General features: G+C 69.9%; 10 protein-coding genes. 7 read left to right on the forward strand and 3 right to left on the reverse strand.

Translation table 11 applies throughout. The annotated features are described in order from the left end of the window. Positions 1-38: 38 nt before the first annotated feature. Both KEG57_RS38355 and KEG57_RS38360 read right to left on the reverse strand, forming a co-directional pair. Positions 39-1421, reverse strand: a complete 1383-nt coding sequence (locus KEG57_RS38355; protein ID WP_272459417.1) for an MFS transporter — start codon at positions 1419-1421, stop codon at positions 39-41. Beyond that, a complete protein-coding gene (locus KEG57_RS38360) occupies positions 1414-3867 on the reverse strand; it encodes a PEP/pyruvate-binding domain-containing protein (protein ID WP_272459418.1) in 2454 nt (817 codons plus the stop codon). Before KEG57_RS38360 ends, KEG57_RS38355 begins: the two co-directional genes overlap by 8 nt. 131 nt (positions 3868-3998) lie before the next feature. Here KEG57_RS38360 and KEG57_RS38365 point away from each other — a divergent pair, with 131 nt between their 5' ends. The 3 genes from KEG57_RS38365 (at position 3999) to KEG57_RS38375 (ending at position 13089) form a co-directional block, all read left to right on the forward strand. After that, positions 3999-5057: a hypothetical protein gene (locus KEG57_RS38365; RefSeq protein WP_272424463.1), complete on the forward strand. Its 1059-nt coding sequence runs from the start codon at positions 3999-4001 to the stop codon at positions 5055-5057. 75 nt (positions 5058-5132) lie between these two features. Next, entirely contained in the window at positions 5133-8966 is a 3834-nt protein-coding gene (locus KEG57_RS38370) for a serine/threonine-protein kinase (protein ID WP_272424462.1), read from the forward strand. A gap of 253 nt (positions 8967-9219) precedes the next feature. Then, the gene (locus tag KEG57_RS38375; RefSeq protein WP_272424460.1) at positions 9220-13089 is read left to right on the forward strand and encodes a protein kinase domain-containing protein; all 3870 of its coding nucleotides are present in this window, start codon (positions 9220-9222) and stop codon (positions 13087-13089) included. A 124-nt stretch (positions 13090-13213) separates the two neighbouring features. On the opposite strand, the gene KEG57_RS38380 is transcribed toward KEG57_RS38375, so the two are convergent. Beyond that, entirely contained in the window at positions 13214-16108 is a 2895-nt protein-coding gene (locus KEG57_RS38380; RefSeq protein WP_272424458.1) for a tetratricopeptide repeat protein, read from the reverse strand. Between the two features lie 124 nt (positions 16109-16232). Here KEG57_RS38380 and KEG57_RS38385 point away from each other — a divergent pair, with 124 nt between their 5' ends. The 4 genes from KEG57_RS38385 (at position 16233) to KEG57_RS38400 (ending at position 19229) form a co-directional block, all read left to right on the forward strand. Beyond that, positions 16233-17141 (forward strand): sigma-70 family RNA polymerase sigma factor, encoded by a 909-nt coding sequence (locus tag KEG57_RS38385; protein ID WP_272424456.1) that lies wholly within the window; start codon positions 16233-16235, stop codon positions 17139-17141. A 242-nt stretch (positions 17142-17383) separates the two neighbouring features. After that, the gene (locus tag KEG57_RS38390; protein WP_272424454.1) at positions 17384-17992 is read left to right on the forward strand and encodes a hypothetical protein; all 609 of its coding nucleotides are present in this window, start codon (positions 17384-17386) and stop codon (positions 17990-17992) included. After that, positions 17989-18363 (forward strand): ADP-ribosylation/crystallin J1, encoded by a 375-nt coding sequence (locus KEG57_RS38395; protein ID WP_272424453.1) that lies wholly within the window; start codon positions 17989-17991, stop codon positions 18361-18363. Before KEG57_RS38390 ends, KEG57_RS38395 begins: the two co-directional genes overlap by 4 nt. Next, positions 18360-19229: a hypothetical protein gene (locus tag KEG57_RS38400; protein ID WP_272424451.1), complete on the forward strand. Its 870-nt coding sequence runs from the start codon at positions 18360-18362 to the stop codon at positions 19227-19229. Before KEG57_RS38395 ends, KEG57_RS38400 begins: the two co-directional genes overlap by 4 nt. Positions 19230-19282 lie beyond the last annotated feature (53 nt).

Below are 19282 nucleotides of genomic sequence, written 5' to 3' on the forward strand. Positions count from 1 at the left end.
CCCCGACGCGCGTCGTCAAGAAGATTGGCGCGGCGGGTTTATCGCGCGCTGGAGGCGGGTACGGGCGCAGCGGCGCGGCCGGGGAGGAGGAAGGCGCAGCCTATCGTCAGGAGCAGCGACGCGCAGAAGATGGTCATGGCCGTGGTGTGTTCGTGCCTCACGACGTCGCCGGCCGGACGATCCGTGAGGACGAGGCCGAGCACGGTGAGGCCGACGATTCCCCCGATGTAACGCATCGTCGAGGTGAGGCCCGCGGCCATTCCGCTTTTTTCCCGAGGGACGTCGCTCATCGCCGCGGACTGCGAAGGCGCGGACGAGAGGCCGAGGCCGGCGCCGAGGATCACGAGCGCCGGGACCGCGTCCGTGATCGCGCCCAGAGGTCGCGCCGCGAGCAAGAACATGCCGGCGATGGCGAGCGAGCAGCCGAAAAGCGAAACCACGCGCGCCCCGAAGCGATCCGAGCTGCGACCCGCGAACGGCGCGACGATCACCATCGTGCCCATCATCGAAAGCAGCGTAGGGCCGACGTCCCGCGGCGCGACGCCGAAGAGCCTTCCCGCCACCTGCGGCAATTCGAAGATCGTCGCGTACATGGCGAAGTTCTGGACGGCGATGATCAGGCTGCCTCCCACGAAGGCGCGCCGCTTGAACAGAGAGAAGTCGATGATGGGGTCCACGGCGCGACGCTCCCAGAGCACGAAGGGCACGAGGCCCAGCGCGCCAAGCACGGCCGCCCATCGGAGTTGAGCGGACTCGAGGCCGAGGACAAGCCCCACGAGCGAGGCCCCGAGCAGCACCGAGCCGAGGAGGTCGAAACGCGCGCGCGGCCCGGCAGGCGTCAGGGCCGCGGGTCGCGCCGGCACACCGAGGTGCGCAAGCGCCGCGGAGAGGAGGAGGACCGGGACGTTCGCGAGGAAGATCGAGGTCCAGCCGAAGCGCCCGACGAGAAGCGCCCCGACCATCGGTCCGGTGCCCGCCGCGATCCCCATCACCGCGCCAAACGCGCCAAACGCACGCCCACGTACCTCGGGCGGCAGCTCCGTGCGGAGGAGGGCCGTCGCGCTCGGGACCACGATCGCGCCGCCCGCGGCCATCACGACGCGCGACACCGCGAGCACCGGGAGCACGGGCCAGACGTACGCGAGCGCGGCGCCGACCGCCAAAAGGAGCTGACCGAGCCCGAGCGCGCGCCGGTGGCCGAGGCGGTCGCCGAGTTTTCCCCCGGGGCTTTGCAGGACGATGTTCGTGAGCAAATAACTCGTCACGAGCGCCTGCCGGAGCGCGCCGGAGTCGGCCGGGAGCGTGCGCGACATCTCCGGCAGCGCCACGGCGACCATCGTGGAATTGAGCGGCGCGAGCGCCGCCGACAGGGCGATGGCGACGAGGAGCCGCACCGGCAGGCGGGACGAGGGCTCAGGCAAAGGCGACCTCGCCCGTGACGCCCAGGCGCAACAGGAGCACGCGGCCTTCCGTGCCGTCCACGAGGATCTCCTGGCCATCCGTGATGCGTGTCGTCGCCCCGGCGGCCCCCAGCACCGCGGGGATGCCGTACTCGCGCGCGACGATGGCCGCGTGCGAGGCCGCGCCGCCGGTGTCCGTCACGACGCCCGCGGCGAGGGTGAAGAGCGGTGTCCACGCGGGGTTCGTGTACCGGCAGACGAGGATCTCGCCGGGCTTCAGGCGCCCGAACTCGCGTTCGTCGCGCACGATGCGCGCCCTGCCGCGGACCACCCCGGACGAGGCTCCGGTGCCGCGGAGCTCGTCGCTGCCCGCGGCGCCTTCCGCGCCCGCTCCGAACGCCCTCTTCTGCCACTTCCCGTTGACCACGCCGTACGTCGCGCGCCTGCGCTGCACGAGCCTCTTCACTTCCGAAAGCGGCGGCACGCCCTCGCCGAGCCATGCCCGGACCTCGGCCTCCGTCAGGTAGAAAATATCGTCGGGGCTCGGCAGGTGGCCACGCTCGTGGAGGCGACGCGCGATTTCGCCCACGATCGCCTGCTGCGCCGAGAACACGCGGGCCAGATCGTAATGCGAGCGCTCCCGGAAGACGATCGCCCTCCGCAACTGCAAAAGGGTGTTGCGGAACGTATCGGACAGCCCCGGCACGAAACGAAGCGCGTGGGTGACCTCGTCGAGCGCCGCTTGATATCGCTTTTGCCCGGCCTCCTCGGACGGGGGCTCGGTGGTGTCGAGCAGGCTGCGCAAGAGCCCCCACATGGGCGCGGGATCTTGCCGCCAGGTCGGCGCAGAGAGGTACAAGCCCGTGCTTTCCCGATGCCCATGCTCGTCGAGGAATGCTTCCACCTCGGCGAGGTAGGCACGGCCCTCGTCCGATCCGCGGAGGTCCTCGGGGCGCCCCTCGCGAATCGAACGAAACACCTCGGGCCCCGCGCTCACGGCTTTGCGCGCGAGGTGGAACAGCGCGAGGTTGACCTCGGAGGTCCGGGTGTGCAGGCCCGAGACGAGGTCGCCCATGACGGCCTCGGCCCGCTTCCTGCCCACGGCGGCGGTGACCGGAATCCGCAAGGCGATCGCGGCCATCTGGCTGAGGATCCCCTCGAACCGCTTGAACAGGATCTCTCGCGTCGTCTCCTCGATCCGATCGGCACGGAGGAGGAGCGCGGCGTCGGGAAGCGCGCGGAGATCGACCGGCGCGCAGACCTCCAGGATCCTCACGAATGCCTCAGTCTCCCACCACGCCATCCAATCGTTGCGAAGGACCGTCGCGACCCTTTGGGGCAAACCCAGCAGCCGGAAGGTGGGGCGCGGCGACGGCAGAACGAAAAACTCCCGCCACACCTCGGCCATCGTCGCGCGCTCGTCGGCCTCGTCGATGTCGAGCCCCACGAGGCGCATCGCGTTGACGAGCGCGGGGATCACCATCCGGAAGCCCCATTGATCGAGCGGCTTGGGGGCGACGGGGAATCGGTCGTTGTCGTTCGCCTCGAGCATCTTCCGCTGCAAGCGGCTGAGCTCCGGGGGCGGAGGGAGAGGCTCGATGTCGGTCCCGCCGAGGGTGGTGATGGGGCGAGACTGGAGGAGGTAGATGGAGCGTCCCTCGAAGGCGAACTCCACGTCCTGCGGGCAGCCGAAATGGGCCTCCAGGTCGAGCGCGAGGCGGCCGAGCTGGAGCACGAGGGTGTCGCTCGGCGCTTCGCGCCCTGCCACGCGGTGATCCCGGTCGTCGATCGCCAGGGGCTCGCGCCGCAGACGGTAGACGTCGCCGGTCGTGTGTCCCGAGACCACGGCTTCGCCGAGCCCCGGCGCGACCTCGAGGAGCATGCGGTCGGCACGCTGGGCCACCGGGTCGACCGTGAAGAGGACCCCGGCAAAATCGGCCGACACCATGCGCTGCACCACGACCGCGATGTCGACCCCCAGATGATCCACGCCGCGCGCCGCCCGGTACTGGAGGGCCCGCGCGCTCCAGAGCGACGCCCAGCACCGCCGCAGCGCGACGAGGAGCTCGTCCTCGCCCGCGACGTTCAGGTAGGTCTCGTGCTGGCCCGCGAACGAGGCGTCTGCGAGGTCTTCGGCCGTCGCCGAGGATCGCACCGCGACGAGCGGCGCGCCGAGCTCACGATGCGCTTCACGAACCGCGCGCTCGAGCGTGGGCAAGAGCGCGCCCCTCTCGAAGAGCTCCGCCGCCTCCGCGGCCGCCGCGTCCCAGCTCTCCGTGGCGAGGTGCGGCGCGAGGCGCTCGGCGAGCCCCCACGCGCGCGCATGCTCTGCGTACGCGCCGGCGCTCACGACGAACCCGGGCGGCACGGCGAGCCCGAGCCGCGTGAGCTCTCCGAGGTTTGCGCCTTTGCCGCCGGCCGTGGGGAGATCGGCGCGAGACAACTCGTTCAAGCGATGGATCGTCATGGTGCGTCTCTTGGGGTGCATCACGCCCTTGCCTTGCTCCGACCCGGTTTACAAGTGGCGAGCAGGAATGCCCGCGCAGGTCGAATCGAGGAAGACGAAGCGATGCGTGGTGGTGTGGTAAGCTCCGCTCCATGGCTCGCAAGGCGGAGAGGCCCGGCCCGAGCGTGCCGTCGTGCGCGCTCTTCGTGGCCACGCTCGTCGGGACGCTGACGGGGTGTGGTCCGCAGGAGTGTCACAGCACGCTGCTCGAGGTAGAGCCCTGGGCAGAGGGTGTTCCGAGCCCGGCGATCGCGCCCGGTGCGACCACCGAGCTGCATCTGCGGGGGCTGCGTCGCCTCGGCTGCGACGGGTCGCTGAGCTCGAGCGAGTACTTCCCGCTGCAGGTGCGGAGTGAGGATCCCGCGACGCTCGAGGTCGTCGAGCAGCGCCCCGGTCGGCTTCTGGTGCACGGCCACGCAGCCGGCACCACGACGCTGGTCGTCCATGGCCACGGCGAGCACGCGCGTATCTCCGTGGTCGTCGCGCCCGCCGTCCGCGCGGAGCTCCTGCCCCCTCTCGCCGGCGCGACCGCGGCGGCGCCCGTCGTGCTTCTGGTCGGCGTCGACGTACGGCTGCCGGTGCGCGTCCGCGATGCCGAGGGGCGGGACGTGGTCGGCGATCGGGCCCTCGAGACGACACGCGCCGAGGGTGCGGTGGCATTGCTTCCGGGCACGGACGGGGAGCTTCACGTCCGCGCCGAACGCGCGGGCGAGGGCAAACTCGCGCTGCTCGGCACGACGATCCAAACGGAGTCGGTCGATCCGAGCGCGGTCGCGGGGATTGACCTCGACCTGCAGGCGGACGATACCAACATCGGATACGGCTGCATTCCACCGGCGCCGCCCTTCGACCAGCCGGTGAGCCACCTGCACAGAGGCGAGCGGCGATTTCTTTTCGTGCGGCTGCGCGCGGGTGACGGTCGCGCGATCGTTGGTCTCCCGGAAGCGCCGCGCTCGGCCACGCCGGAGGTCTGCACGCTAGCGCCCGCGCCGCAGCCGGAGCGCGCGCGGGAGGTGCTCGAATTCCACCTTCCTCGCTCGCGTGATTATCAGCGTTCGGCGTGGGAGCTTCGCGCGGTCGAGCGCGGCACCTGCCGTGTCGAGGCGCGTGTCGGCGAGATCGTCGCGCAGACCGTCGTCGAGATCGACTGAGCTCTGGCGCTCGGCCGTGCCTGGGACGGGCGGATTCTGGGCATGACATTAAAGATCCGCGGCGGAGAGCCCCGGATGCAGCCTGGCGAACTCGTCGCGCATCGTTTTTTGATCGAGGGTCTGGCGGGATCCGGCGGGATGGGCTCGGTCTTCCGGGCGCGTGATCTACAAGAGGGCGCGCCGGCGGCGATCAAGGTCGTCCGTACCCGAGGGCCGCGCGACCTCGCGCGGTTCGACGTGGAGGCCCGCCTCCTCGCCGAGCTCCACCATCCGGGCATCGTCCGGTACATCGCCCACGGATTCACCGCGGCGGGCGATCCCTTCCTCGCCATGGAATGGCTCGACGGCGAGGACCTTTCTGCGCGCCTTGCCCGCGGCAGGCTCGGGGTCGAGGAGAGCGTCGCGCTGCTCCTCGCGGTCGCTGAAGCGCTCGCGATCGCGCACGCGCGCGGCGTGGTGCACCGGGACATCAAGCCGGGCAACGTCTTCCTCGTGGGCCGGTCCCTCGATCGCGTCCGATTGCTCGATTTCGGCATTGCCCGCCCAGGCCTCATGTCGCCGCGACTCACGGAGACGGGCGCCGTGCTCGGGACGCCCGGGTACATGGCGCCGGAGCAGGCGCGCGGCGCGGCGGAGGTGGACGCGCGCGCCGATGTCTTCGCGCTCGGTGCCGTGCTGTTCGAGTGCCTGACAGGAAAGCCCGCGTTCGTGGGCCAGCACGTCATGGCCGTGCTGGCGAAGGTCATGTTCGAGGACCCACCGCTCGTGCGCGAGCTGCGGCGCGAGGTGCCAGCGATGCTCGAGGCGATCGTCGCGTGCATGCTGGCGAAGGAGCCGGCGGATCGGCCCGCCAACGCGGCGGAGGTCGCGGAGGCGCTCGCCTCCCTCGAGCGGAGAGAGGTCGTGCCGCGAGCTCCGGTCCTGACGCGGGGCGAGCAGCGGGTGCTGAGCATCATTGCCGTCGGCGCGGAGGCCGGGAGCGGCGCGCCGCTGGAGGATACCCTCGTCCTGGACGCGCAGCAAAAGGCGCTCGAAACCGCGGTGGCGCCCTTCGGCGCGCGTATCGAGCATCTCGCGGACGGCTCGGCGCTGGCGATTCTCATGAGCACCGGGAGCGCCGCGGATCAGGCGGCGCGGGCCGCGCGGTGTGCGCTGCGGCTCGCGGAGCGAGCGCCCGAGGCGTCCATTGTCATCGTGACGGGGCTCGGCGAGCTCGAAGAGCGAATCCCGGTCGGTCAGGTCATCGATCGGGCTGCCGCGCTCCTGGGGGCGGCGCCTCCGCGCGGAGTGCTGCTCGACGAGGTGACGGCGCAGCTGCTCGATACCCGTTTTCAGGTGACGGCGGGACCGGCCGGGCTCATGTTGTCCGGGGAGAGCGACATCGTCGAGGCCCCGCGCCCTCTGCTCGGCAAGCCGAGTCCCTGCGTCGGCCGCGACAGGGAGCTCCGCGTGCTCCTCGATCTACTCGATGAATCCGTGCGCGAGAGCGTCGCGCGCGTAGTGCTCGTGACGGGGCCACCGGGCATCGGGAAATCGCGCCTGCGTCAGGAGTTTGTCCTCGAGGTCCGCCGGCAGCGCCCCGGGGTCGACATGTGGATCGGTCGCGCGGACGCGATGAGCGCGGGCTCGGCGTTCGCGCTGGTGGGCTCGGCGGTACGGCGCTCGGCTGGTATCAGCGGCGGCGAGCCCATCGACGAGCGACAGCGCAAGCTCGTCGATCGCGTCGCGCGCCACGTGGCGGAAAAGGACGTCCGCCGCGTGGCCGAGTTTCTCGGCGAGATGACGGGCACGCCGTTCTCCGACGCCGAGAGCGTGAAACTCCGGTCAGCGCGCCAGGAGGCGCGCATCATGGCCGATCAGATCGGTCTTGCCTGGGAGACCTTCCTCGCCGCCGCGTGCAGAGCCCAGTCGCTCCTCCTGGTCCTCGAGGATCTGCACTGGGGCGATTTCATCTCGGTCAAGCTCGTCGACTCCGCGCTGCGGGATCTCAAGGGCAGGCCGCTCCTCGTGGCGGCGTTTGGCCGGCCCGAGGTGCACGAGCGTTTCCCGCGGTTATGGACCGAGCGGGGGCTCTCCGAGCTCCGCCTCGGGGAGCTGACCCCGCGGGCCGCCGAGGAGCTCGCCCGGCACGCCCTCGGAGATGCGGCCCTGCCCCAGACGATCGCGCGGGTGGTCGAGCGCTCCGCCGGTCATCCCTTCTTCCTCGAGGAGCTCATCCGGGCCGTGGCCGAGGGCCGCGGCGACGCATTGCCGGAGACCGTGCTGGCGATGGTCGAGGCGCGCCTGTCCGCCCTCCCGCCCGAGGCTCGCTGCGTACTGCGTGCGGCAAGCGTTTTCGGGGAGGTTTTCTGGCGCGGCGGCGTAGTCTCTCTCCTGGATCCTCTGGACGAGGCGCCTCGCATGGACGAGTGGCTCGCCCTGCTGGTCGAGCGCGAGGTCGTGCAACGCAGCACGACGAGCTGGTTCCCCGAGGAGGAGCAGTATTCATTCCGGCATTCCCTGTTGCGGGAGGGAGCTTATGCAACGCTGCGGGGAGCCGATCGCGTCCTCGGGCACAGGCTCGCGGCGGAGTGGCTGGAGCGGTCCAGGGCGAGCGACGCGGTGAGCCTCGCCGAACATTTCGAGCGAGGCGGGGCACCGGAGCGCGCGGTGAAATGGTACCTCGAAGCGGCCAAGCAGATGCTCGCGGGCAATGATCTGCGCGGAGCGATTGCCTACGCCGAGCACGGGCTCCGCAACGGAGCGGCAGGGGAGCCTCGCGGGGAGCTCCTCCTCGTGCTCATGGTGGCCCGCGTGTGGAGCGCAGACTGGGCCGCATTCGACGTTGCCGCCAACCAGGTTCTGCGCGAAGCAATGCCAGGCGATCCGCACTGGTGCGCAGCAATCCTGGGGAAGGTCGTGATGATCTTGTTCCTCGGGAAGCCCGACGAGGTCGTCGACGCCCTCCGGACTGTCTGCAACGTGGAGCCAAGCCCGGAGAGAGTGTGGATGATGGTGGACCTCCTCGGAAACGTCCATGGCCTTCTGCTGCACCTTGGCAGGCTCGATGTCGCCGCGCTCTGTGCTGCGCGGATGAAGCAGCTCGGGAACGACGTCGCGGCGTATGATCCGTTGATCCGGGCGAAGCTGCAAAGAATGCAGAGCATGACGCTCGTGGCCGAAGGTGATTTCTGGGCGAGCCTGAAGGCGGCACAAGAGGCCTACGCGACCTTCGAGGAGGCAGGCTATCGGATCCATGCGCTCGTGGTGCGTATATCGATTGCGCAAGGATACAGGCAGCTCGGGGCGCACGCGCAGGCGGAGCAAGCGCTGCGGAGCGTGCTGCACGCTGAGAGCGACGCGTTTGGCATCGTCCGGATGGGGGCAAGTCAGCTCTTGGCCATCGTGCTCGCGGAACGAGGAGCGCTGGAGGAGGCTCGCAAGCTCTTGGCTTCCCTGGTCAACGCCGAGCAAGTGCGGAGCACCCCATACTATGAAGGCCGCATCCGCTGGACGCTGTCCTACGTCTTCTGGCGCCTCGGAGAACACGGCAAAGCCGAGCGGGAAGCCCGTATCGCCATCGGGTATCTGGCCCCGACCTCTCCGATGCGCGCCGCGGCGCTGGCGACGCTCGCGGAGGCACTCCTCGGGCTGGGGCGTGCGCCCGAAGCGCTCGGCATCGCCAAGGAGGCCATTGCAGTTCGGGGGGGGCTGGGTGCGTTTGGTCTTTACGATGCATTCGTGCACCTCACGTACGCCAAGGCCCTGCGCGCGACCGGGGACCTTGCCCGCGCGCGGACGGTGCTCTTCGAGGCCCGCGCGCGTCTGCTCTCCCAGGCAACGAAAATCGGGGATCCGGAGCTCCGGAAAAGCTTCCTCGAAAACGTCCCGGAAAACGCCGAGATCTTCGCCCTCGCCGACGCAACCTGAGAGGACTCCCACGAACCATCTGCGCGGTCCCCACCGACCGCCCCGAACTCATCCGGCGTCGCGCGCGCGGACCGGATCCCCCATGACCACGAGCCCCCGGCGTTGTCCCGCGTAGGGCGACCACCCGTGCGCGACGAGCATGTTGCGAGGTCCTCTCGCAGACCGTCGTCGAGATCGACTGAGCTCTGGCGCTCGGCGGCGCCTGGGGCGACCGAATCCAGGACACGACATTAAAGATCCACGGGGGTCGCCGATGCAGCAAGGCGAGCTGGTCGGGGGGCGGTTCGTGGTCGAGGCGCTGGTCGGCTCAGGGGGAATGGGCTCGGTCTTCCGGGCACGCGACCTGCAGGAGGGTGGACCGGCCGCGATCAAGGTCGTCCATGCCAGAGAGCCGCGCGCGATCGCACGATTCGACGTGGAGGCCCGGCTCCTCGCCGAGCTCGATCATCCGGGCATCGTCCGTTATCTCACGCACGGGTTCACCGCGGCGGGTGAGCCCTTCCTCGCCATGGAATGGCTCGACGGCGAAGACCTCGCCGCGCGGCTCTCCCGGGGAAGGCTCGGGATCGAGGAGAGCGTCGTGCTGGTCCTCTCGGTCGCCGAGGCGCTTTCGAAGGCGCACGCGCGCGGCGTGGTGCACCGCGATATCAAGCCGAGCAATCTCTTCCTCGTGGACGGCGCCCTCGATCGCGTCAAGGTGCTCGATTTCGGCATTGCGCGCCTTGGACCCATGTCGTCGCGGCTCACGGAGCCGGGCGTCATTCTCGGGACGCCTGGGTACATGGCCCCGGAGCAGGCGCGCGGCGCGGCGGAGGCCTCCGCGCGCGCCGATGTCTTCGCGCTCGGCGCCGTGCTGTTCGAGTGCCTGACCGGGCAGCCAGCATTCATGGGCCAGCACGCCATGGCCGTGCTCGCGAAGGTCCTGCTCGAGGACCCTCCGCCACTGCGTGCTCTGCGACGCGAGGTGCCGGTGATGCTCGAGGCGATCGTCACGTGCATGCTCGCCAAGGATCCGGCCGATCGGCTCGCCGACGCGGCGGAGGTCGCGGAGGCGCTCGCCTCCCTCGAGGCCGAGGAGGCATCGCCGTGGTGGGACGCCGCCGCGTCGCGCCTTCCGGCGTTGACGAGGGGCGAGCTGCGCCTGCTCAGCATCGTCGCCGTCGGCGTGAGCGGCGGAGGCGGAGGCGGCGCGCCGCGGGAAAGTACGCTCACGATGGAGCAGACCGGGTCGCGGCGAAAGGCACTGGAGGCCGTCGCGGCGCCGTTCGGCGTGCGTGTCGAGGGGCTCGCGGATGGCTCGGTGCTGGCGATCCTCATGGGCACCGGTAGCGCCGCGGACCAGGCGGCGCGTGCCGCGCGGTGCGCTCTGCGTTTCGCGGAGCACGAGCCGGAGGCGCCCATTGCGATCGCGACGGGGCTCAGTGAGCTCGAGGAGCGGATCCCGGTCGGTCAGGTGATCGATCGGGCAGCCGCGCTCTCGCGCGCTGCGCCCCCGCGTGTGGTGCTGCTCGACGAGGTGACGGCGGGGCTGCTCGATATCCGCTTCCAGGTGACCGTGGGACCGGCCGGGCTCACACTGCGCGGAGAGAGCGAGCTCGTCGAGGCGTCGCGCCCTCTGCTCGGGAAACCGAGCCCCTGCGTCGGCCGCGACCGGGAGCTCCGCGTGCTCCTCGATCTGCTCGACGAATCCGTGCGCGAGAGCGTCGCGCGCGTGGTGCTCGTGACGGGGCCGCCGGGCATCGGCAAATCGCGCTTGCGCCAGGAGTTTGTCCGCCAGGTACGCCGCCTGCGCCCCGGCGTCGACGTGTGGGTTGGTCGCGGCGACCCGATGAGCGTGGGCTCTGCGTTCGCCCTGGCGGGCTCTGCGATCCGGCACGCGGCGGCCGTGGTTGGGGGCGAGCCTGTCGACGAGCGACGCAGAAAGCTCGTCGATCGCGTCGCGCGTCACGTGGCCGAGGGCGACGTCCGTCGGGTGGCGGAGTTCCTCGGCGAGATGACGGGTACGCCGTTCCCCGACGCCGAGAGCGTGAAGCTACGGGTCGCGCGGCGGGAAGCGCGGATCATGGGCGAGCAGATCCGTGACGCCTGGGAGACATTTCTCGCCGCCGCATGCGGAGCCCAGCCGCTCCTGCTCGTCCTGGAGGATCTGCACTGGGGTGACCTCGCCTCGGTCAAGCTCGTCGACGCCGCGCTGCGGGAGCTCAAGGGCAGGCCGCTCCTCGTGGCGGCGTTTGGCCGGCCCGAGGTGCACGAGCGTTTCCCCCGGGTTTGGGCCGAGCGGGGGCTCTCCGAGCTCCGCCTCGGGGAGCTGACACCGCGGGCGGCCGAGGAGCTCGCCCGGCACGCCCTCGGGGATTCCGCCGGGCCGCAGACGCTCACGCGGGTCGTCGAGCGCTCCGCCGGCCATCCGTTTTTCCTCGAGGAGCTCATCCGTGCCGTGGCCGAGGGCCGCGGCGATGCATTGCCGGAGACCGTGCTCGCGATGGTCGAGGCGCGCCTGTCCGCCCTCCCGCCCGAGGCGCGCCGCGTCTTGCGCGCGGCCAGCGTCTTCGGGGAGGTTTTCTGGCGGGGCGGCGTGGAATCGCTCCTGGATCCTCTGGACGAGGCGTCCGGCGTCGATGAATGGCTCGCCCTGCTGGTCGAGCGCGAGGTCGTGCAGCGCAGCGCGACGAGCCGGTTTGCCGAGGAGGAGCAGTATTCGTTCCGGCATTCCCTGCTACGCGAGGGGGCCTATGCCACGCTGCGGGACGCCGATCGCGCCCTTGGGCACAAGCTCGCGGCGGAATGGTTGGAGCAAACCGGGGCGAGCGACGCGATGAGCCTTGTCGAGCATTTCGAGCGCGGCGGGGCGCCGGAGCGCGCAGTGAAATGGTACCTCGAAGGTTCCAGGCAAATGCTCCTTGGAAATGATTTGCCCGCGGCAATCGCCTTCGCCGAGCGCGGGCTTCGCAGCGGAGTGGCGGGGGAGCTGCGCGAGGAGCTCTTCGTCGTCCTCATGATGGCCCACGGATGGAGCGGGGACGGCGCTTCGCTCGATGCAGTCATCGATGAGCTTTTGCGCGAGATCAAGGTCGGGGGTACGACCTGGGCCTTGGCCATGACGGGCAAGCTGGTGGCTTCCGTGTTTCTCGGGATGCAGGAAGTGCCCCTCGACTTCGTCCAGGCCATCTGCACGGTGGAGCCAAGCCCGGAGAACGTGGGTCGAATCGTCGAGGCCCTCGGATACACCTATTCCGTCCTGATGATGTTCGGCATGCGTGACCTCGCCGAGGTCTGCGCGACGCGGATGGAGCACGTGGGAGGCAGGGCTCGGGAGCGCGATCCCACGGTCCGGGCCAGGCTCCAGAGGACGCAGACCAGTGCGCGCGCATTCGAGGGGAATCTCTGGGCGAGCTTGAAGGCGTCGCAAGAGGCACGGCTTTCCTTCGACGAGGCGGGCGACCGGCTCCAGGTCGACGACATGCGCGTATGGGGCGCGTCGTTGCTCCGCCATCTTGGGGGATACGCGCGTGCAGAAGAAGAGGTGCGCAGCGTGCTGCGCTCCCACGGCAATATGCTGGGCCCAGTCTCCGTCTGGGCAAACAACGTGCTCATCGAGGTGCTCGTGGCCCGCGGCGCGCTGGAAGAAGCGCGCGCAATGGCCTCCTCCTTCGTGGACCGGGAGCACGCGCGGGGCGCCCGGTTTTATGAGGGCTGGGCCCGCAGGGAGCTGTCCCACGTCCTCTGGCGCAGCGGGGCCTATCAAGAAGCCGAACGCGAGGCGCGAGAGGCCATCGAGCAACTGGCCGCGACCCCCAGTGAGCGCTCGGTCGCAATGGCGACGCTCGCATGCATCCTCCTCCAGCAAGGCCGTGCGGCCGAAGCGCGGAGCCTCACCGAAGAAGCGGTCGCGAAGCGCAAAGAGATCGGTACAACCGGCCTTTTTGAGACATTCGTGCAACTCACCCACGCCGAGGCCCTGCGCGCGACCGGGGACCTTGCCCGCGCGCGGACAGTGCTCTCGGAGGCCCGCGCGCGTCTGCTCGCACAGGCCGCGAAGATCGAGGATCCCGAGCTCCGGCGGAGCTTCCTCGAAAACGTCCCCGAAAACGCGCAGATCTTCGCCCTCGCCGACGCAGCGTGAGAAGGCTCCCGCGAGCCGTCCGCGCGGTCCCCCCACATGACCCGCCGCGCCAAAACGCCTGTGCGAGGCCCCCGGGCAGCTCCTGCAAAAGTCGTTCGTCGCGACGAACCGCCGAAGGCCGCGCTCACCGCGCGCGGGCGAGCGCGTTCTGGGCCCGCGCGAGCAGCTCGCGGTTCCCTGCGCGCTTCTCGAGCAGGGTCTCCGCGCGCTCGAGGTGCACGATGGCCTTTTTTCCCTCGTGCAGCAAAAGGAGCGCCTCGCCCATCCCCACGAGCGCGTCCGCGTTGTCGATGAAATCGGGCCCGTTCGCCTTCTCCCACAACTCGAGCGCCCGCGTGAAGCGCCCGAGCGCCTCTTTCGCCTGGCCCCGCTCGAGCAGCACCTGCCCGATGCTCAAAAGCGAGGCCCCCACCTGCTCGTGCTCCGCGCCGAACACCTCCTCTCGGATCGCAAGCGCCTCCCGCTGAAACGCGAGCGCCTCCTCGAGCTTCCCCATCTCCTTGTGCGTGTCCCCCATCCCGGCCGCGCAGTCCGCCACGAACGGCCGGGCCGAGTCGACAGCCTCGAAGATCACGCGCGCCCTCTTGAAGGCCAGGAGCGACTCCGCATATCGCCGGAGCTTTCGCTTCACGTCCCCGAGTGGTATCAGCACCGTCCCCACGTGGGGATGATCCGGCCCGCGCGCGGCCTCGATCACCACGAGCGCCTCTTCCAGCACGGGCAGCGCCTCGGCGTAACGGCCCTGCTGGAGCAGCCCTCTCCCCATCCGGTTCAGGCTCTCGCCATAGGCCGGGTGCCGCGTCCCGAAGAGCTTGCTCGACAGCTCGACCGACCGCCGCGTGAGCCGCGCCGACTCGGCGAAATCCCCCTGCACGGTGGCCGTCATCGCGACGAGGTCGAGCGACTGCACCACCTGCCTGTGCTCCGGCCCGTACACCTTCTCTCGCGTCGCGAGCGACAGCTCGTATTCACGTCTCGCGCCCGCGAAATCGCCCTTGTTGTAGAGCAGGCTCCCGCGGTTCGCCTGGAGCTGCGCGTCGAGCTCGGGATCCCCGCCCGCGCGCCGCAGCGCCGCCTCCGCGTGATACGCCCACTCGCCCGCGTCCTCGAAGCGGAAGAGCTGCGATCCCACCACGAACACGAGCTCGATCGCCGCCCGCGCCGCGATCCGATCGTGCCGCCCCGCCACCGCCGCCGCGAACGCCGTCCGTAGCGACTGCTCGGCCGCCTTGGGATCCACCGCCGAGAGCCGCACCGATCCCAGCATCTCCTGCGCCTCCGCCTCCGTCGGCAGATGCCCCAGCGTGCCCGCGCGCGTTGCCGCCTTCGACGCGATCGCGAGCGCCTCCGGGTACTGCCCGAGCTGCGAGCGCGCGCGTGCTTGCGCGAGCGCCTCCTCGATCTCGCGCGCCGCCGCCGCTTCCTCCTTCCCCTCGGGCGCGCGCACCGGCGTGCGAAGCGCTTCCACGTCCGCGCAGATGGACAAACCCGTCAAACCGGCTGTCGCCTCGACCGCCTTCGTCACCCCCTTCGCGTCGGCGGACGAAAGGACATCCGTCATCGCGCGGAGCTCCGCGAGCCGCCGATCCAGACAGAGCATCCGCAGCGAGAGCACCTCGTCCGATTGCTCTCCTCGCACCCGCGTCGCCTCGCAAGCCTCCGTGTGCATCGCGACCCAGCCGCGCCCGTACGCGTCGAGCGCTCGTGACGCTTCGACCCACGTGTCCTCGGCAAACGCGAGCCCCGTCGCGGCGAACCGATCGCGCAGCGCCTGCTTTTTCTCCTCGCTCCACGCCTCTGCGAGCTTCGCCGGCGCGCCCTGGCAAAGAGGTGCCGGTGGAGGGCGGAGCCGCGTCGCCCCGAAGACCCCGAGTCCCAAGACGAACGCCCCCGCCGCGACGAGCGCCCGCTTCCGCCACGCGCGCTCGGGATCCATCGTGAGCGCCGCGAGAAGCGCTTCCATCGAGGAAAACCGGTCCTCCGGCGACAGCCGGAGACCACGCTCGAGCGCCCGCAGCAGGAACGCCGGCGCATGAGGCGCGCGCGGCGGCAGCACGAGCTTCCCTTTCGGAGCCTCTTCGAGCACCGTCTCGCGCGTGTTCGCGGTAAAGGGACGCTGCCCGTAAAGCGCCTCGAACAGCGCGGCGCAGAAGCTCCACTGATCCGCGCGCGCGTCCACCGTCTCGCGCTCGAACTGCTCCGGCGCCATGTACGCGGGCGTCCCGAGTACCGCCCCCGTCTGCGTCAACGCCGCGCCGGCCCTGCGATTCACGCTTTCGCCTTCCGCTGCGAGCGCTCCCGGATCGCTTTCCTTCTCCGACGAACCCGCGCGCACGAGGCCGAAGTCCACGACGCGCACCCGCCCGTCTTCACTCACGAGCACGTTCGCGGGCTTGAAATCCCGGTGAACGAAGCCGGCCGCGTGCGCCGCCGCGAGCCCTCGCCCTGCCTTCGCGAATGTCTCCACCACCTCGCGCCACGGCCGCGCCCGCTGCGACAACCACGCCCCCAGCGTCACCCCGTCGATGAGCTCCATCGCGAGGAACACGCTCTCGCGAAACGTCCCCGCGTCGTGCACGGCGACCACGTTCGGGTGCGAGAGCCGCGCGAGCGCCTGCGCCTCCCGCATCATCCGCGACCGCAGATCCTGCGATCGCCCGGTGAGCTCGGGTCGCAAGAGCTTCAGCGCCACCTTCCGATCGAGCTCCGGATCGTACGCTGCGTACACCACCCCCATCCCGCCCGAGCCCAGCGTCCCGAGCACGATGTAGCGCCCCACGAGCGCCCCGCGCGTGAGCTCCTCCTGCGCCTCGCCGCCGTCGCCGAACGCCTCGTGATCGGCCGACGGTGTGTCTCCAAAAAGCTCTGGATCGACCCGCGAGATGCCTTTCGCAAGCTCGGAGAGGAGCCTCCTGCACGCGGGGCACGACGCGGCGTGCGCCTCCAAGCGACGGGCGGCCTCCGGCTCGAGGAGCCCTTCCACGAACGCGATCACCGTGTTTTCGTTGAGGCAGGACATCGGCGCGTGGAGCTCCGCGCGCGAAACTAGAGCACCGCGCGGACGCGATTGTCCAGTGCATGGCCCCTCGTCCTGCCCGCCGCCGTGCTACCCACGACCGCCCGTCTTGAGGCAGAGTGGCTCCGTGAACGACGCGCGCCGTCCCGCCGATCTCCTCTGGCATCACCTCGCGCCGCCCGCCCGCGAAAAACTCGGCTCCCCCGCGGCGATCGGGCCCCTCCTCGAAGAGCGCCTCCGCGCCGCGAAGGACGCGTGGCCCGCGGTCGATCTCCCCGACGCCGTCTTCGTCCCGCAGATCGCCGCCCGCCTGCAAACCGCGCCCGCTCCCGCCGACGCGCTCGCCTCCCTCCACATCTCCGATCTCTACCTCGCGTGCGCCTGCGCCGAGGGCCACCGCGCCGCCCTCGCCGCATTCGACGCCCGCTACATTGCCACCCTCGATCGCGCGCTCCAGCGCATCACCAGGGGAGGCGTCTCGCCCGACGACATCAAACAGATCTTGCGCCAAAAACTCCTGGTCGCCGAGCCCGGCCGCCCTCCGAAGATCGCCGATTACGCCGGCCGAGGTGACCTTCGCCGATGGGTGCACGCCGTCGCCGTCCGTTCCGGCATCGACGCCCTCCGCGCCGAGAAAGAGACCCCCACCGAGGAAGCCCTCCTCGACGCCATCGAGCTCGGCGGCGATCACCCCGAGCTCGCGCACCTCAAGGACACCTCGCGCGCCGAATTCAAGGCCGCTTTCCGCGACGCCTTGAATGCCCTGCCGGATCGCGAGCGCAGCTTGCTCCTCCAGTACCATATCGATGGAAACAGCCTGGAAGAGCTCGGCGCCCTCTACCACGTCGTCCCGTCCACCATCAGCCGCAGCCTCGCCAAGGCGCGCGCCACGCTCTTCGGTCGCGTCCGCGTCACCCTCATGCTGCGCATGCGCCTCACCGGCGAGGAGGTCGACAGCCTCGTACGCCTGCTCCAGAGCCAATTCGAGCTCTCCACCAACCTGCTCGAAAGCCGCCGGCAGAAACCGGGGGGATAAACCTTCCTCACCGATGTTTTCGACCCCACGATGTCACCTTGCAAACGGCCGCGATTCGTGAGATACGGCTCGCCATGGGTGTGACGGGAGCTCCGGCTGATCACGCAACCACGACCGCATATCGCATACCGCCGGAGGGCTCTCCCCGACCCGAGCCCGTGGGCACGTTCGTCGAACCTGCACCCGAGGATCGACGTTCCCTTGCTCGCCTGCAATCTCGCGAGCGCAGCCGTGTCGCGGGCATGGTCATCACGGCTGTGATTCTGCTGCGCTGGGGCATACCTCTCGCTTCGCGCATCTTCGAGGGGTATGGGGACCTGGCGAGCATTGTCTTCGGCGCCGGCAGCATTGCCCTGCTCGTCTACGCATTCTGGTCCTGGGCGAATCCACGCGTCGTGGTGCCATCGGTCGTCCGCATCGACAACCACGACGACGAGGGGCTTTCGGTGACGCTCGATCATGCCTTTTCCCTTCGGGTCGTGCTGAATCCAAGAAACACGCTCGCCCTCGACCCGCTCCTCGTGCGGTTCGTCGCGGAAGAAGCTGGCCGAAGGAAAGAACCGCTCTTCTCCGCCGAATACGTTCTCGATCACGGACGGTCCGTGGGGGCAGGGGAAACCGTCCGGTACGACGCCTCGATCGAGCTGCCCGGCGAAGCCCCGTGCACGTCCCATAAACGCGGCATCGCGTGGCGCCTCGAGGTCTCGGTCGGCGCGCCTCCAGGCTTCACCCGCGCGTATCCTCTCCACGTCCGCCCCGCGGTACGCAGCGCTCGTGCTCCGGGAAAGAAAGTCCGGCAGCGACGCCCCAAGGTTGCCACCTCGAACGAGAGGTGTATCGTGGCTCCGTGACTGCCGCCTCCACGACCCTCTACCGCCCCGTCGGCCAGGCCGAGCTCGACCTGATTGCGGCCACCGGCTATCGCCGCTTCCCGCCGCGCCTGCCGGATCAGCCCATCTTCTACCCCGTCTGCAACGAGACGTATGCCGCGCAGATCGCGAGCCGATGGAATACGGCGCAGGGCGCGGTCGGATACGTGACCCGGTTCGAGGTCCGGTCGGATTTCCTCGCGAAGTATGACGTCCAGGTGGTCGGATCGAAGATCCACGCCGAATACTGGATTCCCGCCGAGGAGCTCGAGGCCTTCAACGACGCCATCGTCGGGACGATCGAGGTCATCAGCGAGCACCGCGCCGAAGGGCAGGGGAAGGGAGAACCTTGAGTCTCGAACGGCTCGCGGACACGGGGCTACCGTTCAATCGCAAGGAGCGGTATTTCACGGGCACCGTCTTGCCCATGCTCGTCTGCGCGCACGATTTCGCGCACTTCGGGCGGCTCACCACGCTCGCGGGGCTGGGCCCCGTGGAGGTCGACGCGAGCCCCGGCGGGGCGAACGTGCAGTTTTTCACGGAGTATGGCTTTGCGGAGTCGCTGTTCGGCGAAGAGGCCGAACGCCGATTCCCCGAGGCACCAACGAGCCGCGATACCCCCGACGTCCTGGTCTACGTGGACGGACCTCGCCGCGTGCTGCTCGCCATCGAGGCGAAGATGTACGACAAACCAACGGCTGCGGAGCTCGAAGAACAGCTCCGAGCACAGGCGGGGATCGTGGCGTATCTCCGGGACAAACTCGGGGTCGCGCAGGAGAACGTCGCCCACGTGGCGCTGCTCCCCGCGGGGCTCGCGCGGAGGGTGGGGGACCTGTCGGTCCGTACCATCACGTGGGAGGACGTGCTCTCTGCTTACGCCGACGTGGGGCCGCCCTATTTCGTCGAAATGCTCCGCGTGGGGCTCGCGCGGTACGACGCGCTTCTGGCCAGGCGCGACGTGGCGTTCGGCGCGAATGCCGAGACGAAGCTTTCGGGGGAGGAGATCGTCCGGCAATTCCAGGCAGGGATGCTGACGTTCACGCGGATGGGGCGACGGGGCGGTCTTGCAGGTCCGGAGCTCCGGGAGGACATCACGTCGGGCGCGTGGCGGACGTTCCGGTACGAATGTAGCTCGAAGGTCGTCGACAATCGAAATTGGTTTGGCGTGGCCGATTTCGTGACCAGGGTCCGCGCGGCGTCGACGGGCGAAGAGGGGTGATGGCTCCCTCCCTCAGCCGCCGCTGGGAGCAGGGCTAGGTGGCTCCGTAAGAG

Source organism: Polyangium jinanense (assembly GCF_028435365.1).

What these genes read in the sequence shown, in the direction of transcription:
- KEG57_RS38375 (WP_272424460.1), top strand. Translation starts at nt 9,220, where the DNA reads ATGCAGCAAGGCGAGCTGGTCGGGGGGCGGTTCGTGGTCGAGGCGCTG.
- KEG57_RS38365 (WP_272424463.1), top strand. Translation starts at nt 3,999, where the DNA reads ATGGCTCGCAAGGCGGAGAGGCCCGGCCCGAGCGTGCCGTCGTGCGCG.
- KEG57_RS38390 (WP_272424454.1), top strand. Translation starts at nt 17,384, where the DNA reads ATGGTCATCACGGCTGTGATTCTGCTGCGCTGGGGCATACCTCTCGCT.
- KEG57_RS38380 (WP_272424458.1), bottom strand. Translation starts at nt 16,108, where the DNA reads ATGTCCTGCCTCAACGAAAACACGGTGATCGCGTTCGTGGAAGGGCTC.
- KEG57_RS38370 (WP_272424462.1), top strand. Translation starts at nt 5,133, where the DNA reads ATGCAGCCTGGCGAACTCGTCGCGCATCGTTTTTTGATCGAGGGTCTG.
- KEG57_RS38360 (WP_272459418.1), bottom strand. Translation starts at nt 3,867, where the DNA reads ATGACGATCCATCGCTTGAACGAGTTGTCTCGCGCCGATCTCCCCACG.